At 39.4% G+C, this 12041-nt stretch carries 14 protein-coding genes; 10 read left to right on the top strand and 4 right to left on the bottom strand.

The window, feature by feature from the left end; all coding sequences use genetic code 11:
- Positions 1–146: 146 nt before the first annotated feature.
- A complete protein-coding gene (locus K7X70_RS19445; protein WP_062549752.1) occupies positions 147–614 on the top strand; it encodes a response regulator in 468 nt (155 codons plus the stop codon).
- Between the two features lie 14 nt (positions 615–628).
- On the opposite strand, the gene rpoN is transcribed toward K7X70_RS19445, so the two are convergent.
- Entirely contained in the window at positions 629–2098 is a 1470-nt protein-coding gene (gene rpoN, locus K7X70_RS19440) for an RNA polymerase factor sigma-54 (RefSeq protein ID WP_222538633.1), read from the bottom strand.
- A gap of 318 nt (positions 2099–2416) precedes the next feature.
- Between rpoN and mscL the strand changes: the two genes are divergently transcribed.
- Entirely contained in the window at positions 2417–2860 is a 444-nt protein-coding gene (gene mscL, locus K7X70_RS19435) for a large conductance mechanosensitive channel protein MscL (protein ID WP_062549750.1), read from the top strand.
- Between the two features lie 297 nt (positions 2861–3157).
- Here mscL and K7X70_RS19430 read toward each other — a convergent pair whose 3' ends face one another.
- On the bottom strand, positions 3158–4027 hold the full coding sequence (locus K7X70_RS19430) for a ChaN family lipoprotein (protein WP_222538632.1): 870 nt from the start codon (positions 4025–4027) through the stop codon (positions 3158–3160).
- Positions 4028–4207: 180 nt separating this feature from the next.
- On the opposite strand from K7X70_RS19430, the gene K7X70_RS19425 reads away from it, so the two are divergent.
- The 7 genes from K7X70_RS19425 to tsaB all read left to right on the top strand — a co-directional run bounded on the left by K7X70_RS19425 (position 4208) and on the right by tsaB (position 8507).
- The gene (locus tag K7X70_RS19425; protein ID WP_222538631.1) at positions 4208–5041 is read left to right on the top strand and encodes a LiaF transmembrane domain-containing protein; all 834 of its coding nucleotides are present in this window, start codon (positions 4208–4210) and stop codon (positions 5039–5041) included.
- Between the two features lie 82 nt (positions 5042–5123).
- Positions 5124–6122 carry a sensor histidine kinase gene (locus tag K7X70_RS19420; RefSeq protein WP_222538630.1) on the top strand — a complete coding sequence of 333 codons (999 nt, stop codon included), beginning with the start codon at positions 5124–5126 and terminating at the stop codon, positions 6120–6122.
- Positions 6119–6856, top strand: coding sequence for a LytR/AlgR family response regulator transcription factor (locus K7X70_RS19415; protein WP_222538629.1), 738 nt, complete (start codon positions 6119–6121; stop codon positions 6854–6856). The genes K7X70_RS19420 and K7X70_RS19415 overlap by 4 nt, the downstream gene beginning before the upstream one ends.
- 109 nt (positions 6857–6965) lie before the next feature.
- A complete protein-coding gene (gene rpmH / locus K7X70_RS19410) occupies positions 6966–7124 on the top strand; it encodes a 50S ribosomal protein L34 (protein ID WP_073232865.1) in 159 nt (52 codons plus the stop codon).
- A 63-nt stretch (positions 7125–7187) separates the two neighbouring features.
- Complete coding sequence (locus K7X70_RS19405) at positions 7188–7583, top strand: ribonuclease P protein component (RefSeq protein ID WP_222538628.1); 396 nt, start codon at positions 7188–7190, stop codon at positions 7581–7583.
- The gene (gene yidD / locus K7X70_RS19400) at positions 7567–7800 is read left to right on the top strand and encodes a membrane protein insertion efficiency factor YidD (RefSeq protein ID WP_062549746.1); all 234 of its coding nucleotides are present in this window, start codon (positions 7567–7569) and stop codon (positions 7798–7800) included. Before K7X70_RS19405 ends, yidD begins: the two co-directional genes overlap by 17 nt.
- A gap of 23 nt (positions 7801–7823) precedes the next feature.
- A complete protein-coding gene (gene tsaB / locus K7X70_RS19395) occupies positions 7824–8507 on the top strand; it encodes a tRNA (adenosine(37)-N6)-threonylcarbamoyltransferase complex dimerization subunit type 1 TsaB (protein WP_222538627.1) in 684 nt (227 codons plus the stop codon).
- A gap of 29 nt (positions 8508–8536) precedes the next feature.
- Here tsaB and K7X70_RS19390 read toward each other — a convergent pair whose 3' ends face one another.
- Both K7X70_RS19390 and K7X70_RS19385 read right to left on the bottom strand, forming a co-directional pair.
- Complete coding sequence (locus tag K7X70_RS19390) at positions 8537–9940, bottom strand: DUF5723 family protein (RefSeq protein ID WP_222538626.1); 1404 nt, start codon at positions 9938–9940, stop codon at positions 8537–8539.
- Between the two features lie 55 nt (positions 9941–9995).
- Positions 9996–11558: a hypothetical protein gene (locus K7X70_RS19385; RefSeq protein WP_222538625.1), complete on the bottom strand. Its 1563-nt coding sequence runs from the start codon at positions 11556–11558 to the stop codon at positions 9996–9998.
- Positions 11559–11650: 92 nt separating this feature from the next.
- Here K7X70_RS19385 and K7X70_RS19380 point away from each other — a divergent pair, with 92 nt between their 5' ends.
- Entirely contained in the window at positions 11651–12040 is a 390-nt protein-coding gene (locus tag K7X70_RS19380; RefSeq protein WP_222538624.1) for a DUF423 domain-containing protein, read from the top strand.
- Position 12041: the final 1 nt, after the last annotated feature.

Raw genomic sequence — 12041 nt, 5'->3', positions numbered from 1 at the left:
TTATTTAATAAATCGCCTTCTAATGATATTTTAATGCCTATTTGTGTAATTATTTAAGAATAAAACTGCAAATGATTTTTATCTTTAAATAGTTTTTTTGTTCATAATAATTGAAATATATTTAACAAAAAAAAGGTAAAAATTCTATGAATTCTGACACTTCCGTAAACGTTCTCTATGTTGATGATGAAGTTCACAACCTGAATGCTTTCAAAGCAAGCTTCCGCCGTAAATTCAATATTTTCATTGCGAATTCTGCAATAGAGGGTAGAAAAGTTTTAGAATCTGAGGATATCCACGTGATTGTTACGGATCAAAGAATGCCGGTCACTACCGGAATTGAGTTTCTGGAATCTATTATCCCTGATTTTCCAGATCCGATTAGAATTTTACTAACGGGCTATGCAGATATTAACGCGGTTATCGACGCAATTAATAAGGGACAGGTGTACCGATACATTCAAAAGCCCTGGATGGAGGATGATTTGAGAATCAATATCGAGAAAGCTTTTGAACTTTATACTTTGAGAAAAGACAACAGAGATCTCACCGCCAGCTTATTGGTAGCCAATGAGAAACTGGAAAATTTATTGAGAATGGGGACTGATTTATAGTCCCCATTTATATTTTAAAGCTCTTTTCTTAAACGGGCCACTGGGATATTCATTTGCTCCCTGTACTTTGCAACCGTTCTTCTGGCAATATTATATCCTTGTTCTTTTAGGATTTCTGTGAGTTTCTCGTCTGCCAATGGCTTACGTTTGTCTTCATTTCCAATACAGTCTTCCAAGATTTTTTTCACCTCTTTATTCGATACTTCTTCCCCGCTTTCCGTTTGAATTGCTTCAGAGAAGAAAGATTTCAATAGAAAAGTGCCGAATTCCGTTTGTACATATTTTGAGTTCGCTACCCTGGAAACCGTAGAAATGTCCATGTCAATTTTATCGGCAATGTCTTTTAAGATCATCGGACGCATTTTGCGCTCGTCACCAGTCAGCAGGTACTCATATTGGTATTGCATGATGGCGTTCATCGTTTTCAGCAAGGTCTGCTGTCTTTGCTTAATGGCATCAATAAACCATTTTGCAGAATCCAGCTTCTGTTTCACGAACTGAACAGCCTCTTTTAGTTTCTTATCTTTTTGTGCTGCTTTGTCATAATGATCAAACATGTCGATATAGGATCGGCTTACCCTCAGTTCAGGCGCATTTTTTGAATTTAACGTCAGAATCAAGGTACCATCATTATTGCTCACATGAAAATCAGGAATCACCTGCAGTTGTTTTGTAGTCACTTGATTGGAATCTCCAGGTTTAGGATTTAAACGGAGGATTTCGGCAATGATTTCCTTCAGGTCTTCACTGTTCAGCCCTAAAGCTTTTTCCAGTTTATCGTAGTGTTTTCTGGTAAATTCATCCAGATAGTTTTCTACGATGACAATGGCTTTTTGAATGATCGGATTTGAAGGGTCTTTACGCTTTAATTGTAAGGTAAGGCATTCTTGTAAGTCTCTGGCTGCAATTCCCGGAGGATCGAAGCTTTGAATTACTTTCAGCATCTCTAATACATCCTCTTCTTCTACCATCGCATTTTGCGAGAAGGCAAGGTCGTCGATCATAGAGGTGATTGGCCTGCGCAAATAACCATCGTCGTCTAAACTACCAATAATCTGCTTTCCAATGATGAAATCTTGATCGGATAATGGAACCAGGTCCAGCTGTTCCTGTAAACTCTCAAAAAAAGTACTTTCAATCGCAATTGGAGTTTCTTTTTTCTCTTCATCATCCTCATTGTTATAAGAGGTGCTATAGTCGTTTACATTGTCGTCCTGTAAATAATCATCTACGTTAAACTCATCTGTATTTTCTTCCTTCGCACTTGGATCGAAATCATCCGGTGTATCATTTAGATCATCATACTCACTTTTAGGCTCCTCAGCGATCATTAAGCTGGGATCTTCAAGCGCTGGATTTTCCTCCAATTCTTCTTTAATTCTGGTATCTAATGCAACAGTAGGTACTTGCAGCAATTTAATAAATTGAATTTGCTGAGGGGAGAGCTTTTGAAGTAGTTTTTGTTGTAGATGTTGTTTAAGCATGTTTTATCAAAGCGGTATTATATGTACCCGTTCCAAAAATACGAATTTGGTTTACATATAAACTATCAAGACAAAGTATTATTGTGTATTTAGCAGGAATAAAGGCTTTTCGAAATCGGGTTTTCTTAAAACATTTTTTACTATCCCCTAATTTGGCCGCTATTATTCTGGCAAACAATCAGGATTAAAGCGCTGTTAAGTACTTAGTCTTGAGTAGGAAAAAGATGAATTATCGCTGAATAGCAGGAATAGGTACAGGTTTTGAAAATAATTTCCTACTTTTATTAGGACGTTTAACATCTAAAACTAATACTACTTATGAGTTTTGTAAAAGAATTTAAGGAATTTGCAGTCAAAGGCAATGTGATTGACCTGGCTGTCGGTGTAATTATTGGGGGCGCTTTTGGCAAGATTGTGACTTCCCTGGTCAATGACTTGATTATGCCTCCGATCAGTTTGCTGATTGGCGACAAGGGATTTGTCAATTTCTATGTCCCGCTGAGTGCGAAGGTGAGAGAATTTGTAGCGACTAATCCTACCGCTTCTCTGGAAGATGCCAGGAAAATAGGTCCTGTGTTTGCCTGGGGAAACTTTGCAACAGAGGTGATTAACTTCCTGATTCTTGCAATGATTATTTTCTTAATGGTGAAAGCAATCAATAAAATGAAAAGAAAGCAAGAGGAAGTTCCAGCTGCAGCTCCTGCACCAACACAAGATCAAGTATTACTTACAGAGATCCGCGATTTGCTGAGAAACAAATAAGCTGTTTTTTATAAAATAATAGACCCCTTAAATTGAATGAATTCTTCTTCAGCTTAAGGGGTTTTTAAATGATAAATTCTCGCAGATCAGACAAATGAATTTTTACTGGATATTGTTCGGGTAGAGTTCGGGAAGAGCAGTGTATTAGCATAGGGTTCGGAAGGGGCTGCTACAGGGGTCGGATAGGGTTGCTATATTCTCTGCTATCCGAACCCTATAGTAACCTCCTCGGTTGGCTATAGGAAAGCAGATTTCTTCCAGCGGAGTACAACTGTTCTTTTGGGCTGCAAAATGTAATTAAAAGGTTCTTTTAACAGCAGGATCCGTCAGTATAATATAGTCGCCAAGATTGCTGTATTTCGCCCAGTCTGGTGTGCTGAAATCCTCCCCTGAAAAACAAGAGATATTGGCAATTTTCAATTTCGGCAGCAAAGTTTTCAATTTTGCCAGGGTACCCAATTGCTCATCGCTATGAAAACGACCATTCACCTGGAAAACTTTTGTTCCTTTATTACTTTTCAAATATTTGGCAATAGACCAGGACATGGTGGCATCCCATAGGTTTTGTGTTTGGTAGATTTTCATTGTACCCATGCCATGGCCGCCAAGCATGGCGATAAACTTCTCATAATATTTTCCAGTTGCCGTGTCTACAGGAAGGGGAGGAAGAAAAGAACTGGAACTTTTTGGGAACTGATCCAGTACCGATAAGCCTGATTTACTCACTGCATTGCTGTATCGGGTGGCTGCGTTGGCAGCTATGACCGGTAAATGATGGGATTTCGCATATTCAATCATTGGTTTATAATCTTCATAATTCTTCCAGACCCTGGCTTCTTTGACAAAATTTTTCTCAGAAATCAATCCCAATAGGTATTCATCCATCACCGGCTGAACATCCGTATGGAACATTTCTAAGCTCAATGCGGTTTTTGGGTAGCTGCTGCTGATCTTTTGAAACAGTTCAAGTTCTAACTGATGACCTATGGAATCATTGTGTTCTTCGCCGAAAAATAATACATCGATATCTTTCATATTGCTGAGGATTTCCTCCAGCTGGATGAGCTTTTGTTTTTTTACATCATAAACTTTGTAGTGTGCTGTTGGCGCTTGTGCAATGGATAGTAGGGGTAAAATGCAAATCAGTGCAGTGAGTATTTTTTTCATAGGTTTTCCTTGTTTGTTTGTTAATTAGAATTATTCCAAATTAACGAATAATTTTTACCGATAAAAAATGGGGCTTTACCGACCATTATCATCATCCGGAGTAATTAGGCTTTTAAAATGGCGACTGATCTGCTACATTTGAGTAGAAAACACATAGATTAAACGAATAAATCGAGCACGATGGAAAAGTGGAATGATGGTAAAAAAAATAACAGCATCTGGGCCGGGCTGTTTCTTTTAGTATTTGGATTGGTCTTCCTGTTAAAAAATATAGGTCTTCAGCTTCCATACTGGGTGCTGAGCTGGCATACCATCCTTTTAACGATTGGCTTGCTGGTTGGCTATAAAAAGAATTTTCAGGGTGGCGGCTGGCTGGCCATGGTTTTGGTAGGCGCATTTTTTACGCTGCAGCGCATCACAGACGCTAATATGTCTAAATATTTTTTTGCAATGGCCTTTATCATTATGGGGCTGTACCTGATCTTTAGGCCTAAAGCCAGACTCAATAACCCGAAATGGAAAAAGAAACAAGCTAACTTTACAGATGGCACTTTTGCAAATCAATCCGCTTTTACAGATTCAGCTGATTTTGTAAATACAGCAGCAGAGCCTACTGCGGCAGAAGAGTTGAATACAGAAGAACCAAAATCGGATCAGGCCGGCTGGGTGGACGAAAATGATGTGATCAACGCAGTATGTGTTTTTGGTGGAACAGATCAGCATGTGTATTCCAAAAATTTTAAAGGCGGAGAAATGGTGGCTGTTTTTGGAGGCTGTAATGTAAATTTAACGCAGGCAGATTTTGAAGGGGCAATTGTGGTGGAGATCGTAGCTGTTTTTGGAGGTGTTAAAATCATTATACCATCAAGCTGGATAGTGAAGTCGGAAGTGGTGGCGATTTTTGGTGGGATAGAAGACAAAAGAGGCCCTGTTATCGTTTCAGATGGCGGAACGAAGATCATTAAGATTACCGGACTGGCCTTGTTTGGTGGGGTGGAGATTCGGAATTTTTAAATGTAATATCAAATCACCACGCTAAACTCCTCATATTTTGACCAACAGACCGCTAGCCAATAAGAACATTAAACGATATGCCATGGTTATTTTTGTAGCCTGGACCTCGGTATTTGTCCTGCTTTTTTATTATACTTTAAACTTTAACTGGTATATATCTGTGGCTGATAGCCTGGTTACAAATGGCTTGCTGGCACTTGCCTGCATGATTTTAAGCAATATGCTGGGCTATTACCAGCCCAAAAATGAAACCATTCTGTTTGTGCTGGTGATTACTCTGATCCTCGCCGGACTGATTACTTTCATCAGCAATGTATCGCTCTCTTATTTGTTTGTCAATGAGCTAACCTACCGGAGTTTTTTACAGCTTTCGCTGATTCTAAGGTTCATTATCGTCTTTGTTTTCCTCGCCTGGTGCGCGGTAGCCAATATTTTATGGTACCGCTTAGAAGAACAATCGGCGACGCAGGAGCGACTGCTTACTGCCCAAAACCTGAGTAAAGAAGCAGAATTGAACAAATTACGCCACCAGCTGCAGCCTCATTTTCTTTTCAATAGCCTCAATTCTGTCTATGCGCTGACCATTATGAATCCTACAGAAGCTGGGACAATGATCATGAAACTGGCTTCTTTTTTAAGAGGAAACCTGAAAAGAGACGATGAGATCTGGGTAAAAGTAGCCGAAGAAATGGAATACATTCAGCTTTACCTCGATATTGAAAAAGTACGTTTTAGTCACCGCTTAAATATTGATGTAAATGTTGAAGAAGAAACCTTAGATTTATGTCTGCCAGGTACACTGTTACAGCCTATTGTAGAAAATGCCATTAAATTTGGCTTGTACAATACGGCTGCTGCCATTACGATTTCCATCTTCGTAAAAGTAGAAAACACAAAACTGGTAATTACTGTGCAGAATCCTTTTGATCCGGAAATGAAGGCCACAGGCGGCACTGGATTCGGATTGTCAGCGATTAAGCGCCGGTTATACCTGTTGTTTGGGGATGAGCAATTGCTACAAACCAGTGCAACAAAAGACAATATATATATAACAACCTTAAAAATACCTCAGAACCAATGATGAGAACGATTTTAATAGATGATGAATCCCTGGCCAGGGATGTCGTAAAGCATTATCTGAGCAGCTTTCCCGATATTGAGGTAGTAGCGGAGTGCAGTGATGGCTTTGAGGGGATTAAAGCGATTACACAGCACCAGCCGGACTTTATTTTTCTGGACATTCAAATGCCCAAGATCAATGGCTTTGAGATGCTGGAACTCGTAGAACAGCATCCTGCAGTCATTTTTACCACCGCATTTGATGAGTATGCCATTAAAGCTTTTGAAGTAAATGCGGTAGATTACCTGCTGAAACCCATAGAAAAAAGCCGGTTCGACCTGGCGATACAAAAACTACCTGCCCGCTTAAATCAGACGGAACAGTACAGTAGGGAACTGCTGGATACGGCCGCATTGAATCCCGCGCAGCAGAATAGGGTAGTGGTCAAGAAGAATGGCATCATAAAAATCATCGCCGTAGCAGATATTCATTACCTCGAAGCAGACGACGATTATGTGAAGTTAAGCACCACTGAAGGCGCTTTTCATAAGAATAAGACGATGAGCTTTTTTGAACAAACGTTAGAATCTTCACAATTTATTCGTATTCATCGATCATATATCATAAATTTGGCCCAGGTGACAAAAATAGAACTGAAAGAAAAGGACAGTTATATTGTTCTTTTAAAATCTGATATATGGCTTCCGGTAAGTAAAACGGGCTATATTAAGCTTAAAGCAGCGCTTGGCTTGTAAGATTTTAAGGAAAAATGAAAACTACCTTTAATTCTATTTGCAATTAAAATAAAATCAAGCTATATTTGCACCTCTTATTTAAAAAAATAGTCTAAGATATAATACAGTTATGAAAAGAACATTCCAACCTTCGCAAAGAAAGAGAAGAAACAAACACGGCTTCCGCGAAAGAATGGCTACAGCAAACGGTAGAAGAGTATTAGCTTCTCGTCGTGCAAAAGGAAGAAGTAAGCTATCAGTTTCTGACGAACGTCGTCACAAAGCATAATTTTTGATTGCAGCACAATAAGTGTTAGCAGATCACAATATCTGCAAATTTGCGATCAAAAACATGAACACATTTAATAAAGAAGAACGGTTATGTAGTAGAAAACTTTTAGATCTGCTATTTAAAGACGGTTCTTCTTTTTTATTATACCCATTCCGCATTTCCTATCACTTTGTAGATGTGCCGCACAGTTTCCCTGCTCAAGTAGTGATCAATGCCCCAAAGAAACGCTTCAAAAGGGCGGTCGACAGGAATTTGATCAAGAGAAGGATTCGTGAGGTATATCGTCTGCAAAAGAACATAGCACTTTATCCGTCATTGGAGGATTCAGAAAAGCTTTTGATCTTTTCTATTCAATATGTAGGGAAAAAGATCTATGAATTCTCTTTCTTAGAGAAGAAAATGGAAGCTACTTTGAAAAGGTTAATCGGCAGCATCAAAAATGATCAGGGCAATTAAACTGGTGATAGGATGGTTCTTTTTAGGACTAATTAAGCTATATCAATGGTTTATATCGCCATTATTGGGTGCCAATTGTCGTTTTACGCCTACCTGTTCTCAATATGGAATAGAAGCGATAAAAAAACACGGACCTTTTAAAGGAGGATGGTTAACTTTGAAGCGGATTGGTCGTTGTCACCCCTGGGGCGCACATGGCCATGATCCTGTTCCTTAATCCTGAATATTTATATTGACCCGATGATGACCATACTTCAAATCGAAACCGCTACACAAGTTTGTTCTGCCGCTATCTCTCAGGATGGGAAAACCATCGCATTGAAAGAAGAAATGGCCAGTAATATTCATGCGGGAAGCCTCACGCTGTTCATTCAATCAGTAATGGATACTGCAGGATTAAAGTTCTCTGAACTGGATGCGATTGCAGTAAGTAAAGGTCCAGGTTCTTATACCGGATTGAGAATTGGGGTGTCTACGGCGAAAGGATTATGCTTTGCGTTAGACAAGCCTCTGATTGCAATTGATACTTTACAGATGATGGCGGAAGGTTTTTTGAAAGCCGAGCCAACTCATGAAGGGTTGATCTGCTCTATGATAGATGCCAGAAGAATGGAAGTGTTCACTGCAGTTTTTGATGCGCAACTGGATTACGTATCCCCTGTAGAAGCGAAAATTATTGACGAACAAAGCTTTGAAAGCTTGTTAAGGGCAAAACCGGTTACCTTTATTGGCGACGGTGCCGCAAAATGCGCAGCAACATTAACACATGAAAATGCGCATTTTTCTATGACCAATTATAACTCAGCAGGCAACATGAGCCAGCTGGCCATGCAGGCTTATACACAAGGTAAGTTTGAAGATGTGGCTTATTTTGAACCCTTTTACCTAAAGGATTTCGTATTAACTACACCCAAGAAAAAATAGAATAAGTATTTTCCGGGCAAGTAAAACAGTTACTTCTTAGAGAAGATGCCAAAAATGCGTTTGAATAATCCAGGTGATTCTTCTCCAATACCTGGCATCGTACTGCTGTTTTGTGGATGTTCTACAAAATTGCCGAACTTAATTCCAACACCCAGGTATACCGAAGCGCCGTTATAGCCTTTACCAATGCTGGCGTCTTTTTTTATGAGCCCTCGCGCCTGACTGGTCGTTTTCAGGAGGTCGTCTGAACCCAGAAATACTTCAAAGTTTGGGGTTTGATACATGGTTTGAAGCCCCAGGTAAAACAAATTGTGAAAGTTATAAGTAGGACTGGCGGTGACAGAAAAGCCATCGTATTTAAATTTATTGACCATTACTACATCACCGCCTTCAAAAAACAGGTTTTTAGATACGATAAAAGAAGGCGTCCATACACCGAAGCTCTTAGAAACCATAAAATCTATTTTTGCATTGGTCGCGGAGTAAAAGCCACCCGTATCAGGGTTTTTAGTCAAGGCATTTGTAATTTCATTTTTGACCCTTTGATCTTCACCAGGACTGCCGTCCAGCAGGATTCTTGCATTTACATTTTTAAAATACGATTGACTGTTCCATCTGATAAACCCAAGATCTTTTAGATTTCCCATCAGAAAGTACCCGCTTTTACTTTGGTAAGAAGTACCTAAACTGATCGAGGCGCCCGGGTTTCTGAAAGTAGGCATGAAGGTGTTGGTACTCAGCTCATTTACGTCTATAAACGTGCTGCGGTAAGCGCCTTTAAAAATAGCATGAGCGGTGCCTGCCGGTCCATCATCATCTATTCCGGACTCCCTGATGTTTAGTTTGTTGTAACTGGTTCCGCTCAAAAGACTCAGTTTGGCGCCGAAAGCCAGTCTTTTGGTATAGTTTTCCCGGTAAGTGACACTGAACTGGTGATAGCTCTGCGCATAACCCTTGTCATTAAAAATACCATCCCTGAAAGACTGATTGGTTAGCCGGTCAGGATCGTCAATAATGATTAAACTTTCGTTGGTGTACTTCGCCAGCGCATCGGTTCTGACCTGCCATGAAAATCCAAGCTCTTTTTGATATTTATAAGAATTGAATATTTTTAAAGTCAGGAGATAGGCATTGCTTTGCTGGTAAATGGTATTTAAACCGCCTCCTAATGGAACATCTTTGGAATTGGTGAAACCTTCTGTCACGAGCCTGCGTATATAATCGCTATTGCCTTTGCTGGCTGCATTCAGCCCAAGATAAGGCAAGAAAAAGTTCGAAGCGTATTGTCGGGATGAATCCAGAGTAAATACTTTCTGAGCCGGGTTTTCAAAACCGTCAAAGAGTGTTTTTGTGTTGAAAAGACCATATTGCTGCGCCTTTATCTGATGGGCGAATAGTAATAAGATACAAACGGAGAACGCCTTTTTTAACATATATTGTTATTTGCTTAACAAACTTGATGATTATTAATGATTTATGGTGAGAATATTAGAAATCTTTTTCAGTCGTTATAAATTTGCTTATAAGCAGATTGGTTTGGAATTTCCCGTGATCTCCAGTCAATTGATATACAAAAGACTCATAGTTTTTTAATGCTTTTTCGGTGTTTAGCTGATTGAAAAATGGTGAATAAATGTTTTTTGCCAATAAATTACGGGAATTCTGATGGTCAATGTAGAAATTAAGATTAGAATTATTTGGCAATTGGTTGTTCATATGGATAAAGGCCGGCGTATTGATCAGCAATTTATTCGCCCTGTAATCATTTAGAAAAGATTGCAAAGTGGCTGCATTATTGGCAAAAACCAGGTAATTGTCGATGATCAGGTAGTATGGTTTTTTGAAGGATTGAAAAGGCAGCCCGAAATAAGTGTACAGCAAATCTGGTACTTTAAACAGTTTTAGGTCTTCGGAGTAATCTTCGCTTAAATCAATCAGCAGCTGATCTAATTTGTCTCCGTTACTCAGGTTAATTGCCCCAAGTTTTTCTCCGGTACTCAATTGGAAAGCCATCATTTGATTTTGAAAGTATTTCGGAAACAGCAGGTCCAGGTTTAAATGGTATTTCTGATTGATGGTTTCTACCAGTTTTGTTCTTTTCTGCTCCTCCTTATGTTCCTGAAACCAATAGTCCAGCTTTTTAAGCCATGGCTCATATTTATCCAGGGCATATATGCTGTAATTAGCCGTGCGTTCCGGTAAAATATTCTGGATACTCATTTTTTGAGGATTCTCCTCCGCAAATAATTGGTAATAACTGTCTGAGGTATTAATCTGAGTAGTTCCTGTAAAAAGAACCCTTTCTTTGCTGTAGTTGTAAGTTAACAGCGCAAAAGCATCCTGGTGAGCCAGGATTGAAAGTTCGCCATTCAATTTGCCTGGAACAATTGGTTGAAGCAATGCCGGAATCCGGTTGAAATTTATATAAAGCTGCGCCAAACTATTTTTAGACAATTTACTACCCGATTTAATATAGTCTACAAAGGCTTCGTCTTTTTTATCATAAGTTTTCGTCAATATGGTTTTGATAGGCTCCGGGCGATTGGACAGCAGGATCAAATGATCTTTGATCCCCAGATAAAAAATACTGCTGTCGGCCAAGGTTAATTTGGTCTGACCGGCAGTGCTGTCTACCTGAATAGCAGCCGTTTTTAAGGCCTGAAACAGCTGTATCTTACTGATGTCTTTGTCGCTTTGTGTGCTGAGGACAAAATCCAGCTCCTTTCCTTTCCCGGGAAGTATGGCAAGATAGACCATTTGCTTTTGCGTCAGGGCATTTAAAGCAGGTGAGGAAAGTACACCATTCTTTAAAGACTGCAGGGATTTGAATTTCTCCGAACCCATGATTTCCTCGAAATTATCCTGTTCTTTTAGTAGATCCAGTACGCTTTTATCTTGCTCAAAAGAGAAGATAAATCCGGATTCACTGACCGCGGCATAGAGGCTGAGGTCGGACTCTGCATGAGCCGTATTTAATTTAGAAAAATAAAGATAGGCCATGGTTACAATGGCCGTAAGGAGTACGATGATGCTGAGTAAGATCTTTTTCATTGCTGTCCTTACAAATTTAATTTAATAAGTTGGGATTACTAAGAAAATGCAACCAAGTTTCTTAATTTTGGAAGATTAAAAAAGCCGATTTTATGAGCAACAGACCTATTATTTTAACCGCCTCTCTATTTGGATTAACAGCAGTCGTATTGGGTGCCTTTGGTGCCCATGGTTTAAAAAGCCAGGTCAGCCCGGAAGCCCTGGAAATATGGAGCAAAGGAGTGGAATATCAGTTTTATCATACTTTCGCTTTATTGTTTCTTTCTCTGCTGAGTATGAACCAGCCTAAGCTGCTTAAACTGGCTTATTATTTCTTCACTTTCGGAATTATCCTGTTCTCAGGATCACTATATCTATTGGCGACCAGAGAGATTACCCATATCGGTTTTGGTGCTGTTTTAGGCCCAATTACACCGATTGGTGGCTTGCTGTTTATTCTTGGATGGGGAAGTTTGTTTTTCGCCGCTTCAAACAATAAGTAAG

It is taken from the genome of Pedobacter polysacchareus (assembly GCF_019802255.1).
Lineage (GTDB): Bacteria > Bacteroidota > Bacteroidia > Sphingobacteriales > Sphingobacteriaceae > Pedobacter > Pedobacter polysacchareus.
The sequence above is the reverse complement of the archived record's forward strand: the minus strand, read 5'-3'. Positions and strand labels throughout refer to the sequence as shown.

Coding starts and splice junctions, on each gene's coding strand:
- K7X70_RS19445 (WP_062549752.1), top strand. CDS start 147: ATGAATTCTGACACTTCCGTAAACGTTCTCTATGTTGATGATGAAGTT.
- rpoN (WP_222538633.1), bottom strand. CDS start 2,098: ATGCTTAAACAACATCTACAACAAAAACTACTTCAAAAGCTCTCCCCT.
- mscL (WP_062549750.1), top strand. CDS start 2,417: ATGAGTTTTGTAAAAGAATTTAAGGAATTTGCAGTCAAAGGCAATGTG.
- K7X70_RS19430 (WP_222538632.1), bottom strand. CDS start 4,027: ATGAAAAAAATACTCACTGCACTGATTTGCATTTTACCCCTACTATCC.
- K7X70_RS19425 (WP_222538631.1), top strand. CDS start 4,208: ATGGAAAAGTGGAATGATGGTAAAAAAAATAACAGCATCTGGGCCGGG.
- K7X70_RS19420 (WP_222538630.1), top strand. CDS start 5,124: ATGGTTATTTTTGTAGCCTGGACCTCGGTATTTGTCCTGCTTTTTTAT.
- K7X70_RS19415 (WP_222538629.1), top strand. CDS start 6,119: ATGATGAGAACGATTTTAATAGATGATGAATCCCTGGCCAGGGATGTC.
- rpmH (WP_073232865.1), top strand. CDS start 6,966: ATGAAAAGAACATTCCAACCTTCGCAAAGAAAGAGAAGAAACAAACAC.
- K7X70_RS19405 (WP_222538628.1), top strand. CDS start 7,188: ATGAACACATTTAATAAAGAAGAACGGTTATGTAGTAGAAAACTTTTA.
- yidD (WP_062549746.1), top strand. CDS start 7,567: ATGATCAGGGCAATTAAACTGGTGATAGGATGGTTCTTTTTAGGACTA.
- tsaB (WP_222538627.1), top strand. CDS start 7,824: ATGATGACCATACTTCAAATCGAAACCGCTACACAAGTTTGTTCTGCC.
- K7X70_RS19390 (WP_222538626.1), bottom strand. CDS start 9,940: ATGTTAAAAAAGGCGTTCTCCGTTTGTATCTTATTACTATTCGCCCAT.
- K7X70_RS19385 (WP_222538625.1), bottom strand. CDS start 11,558: ATGAAAAAGATCTTACTCAGCATCATCGTACTCCTTACGGCCATTGTA.
- K7X70_RS19380 (WP_222538624.1), top strand. CDS start 11,651: ATGAGCAACAGACCTATTATTTTAACCGCCTCTCTATTTGGATTAACA.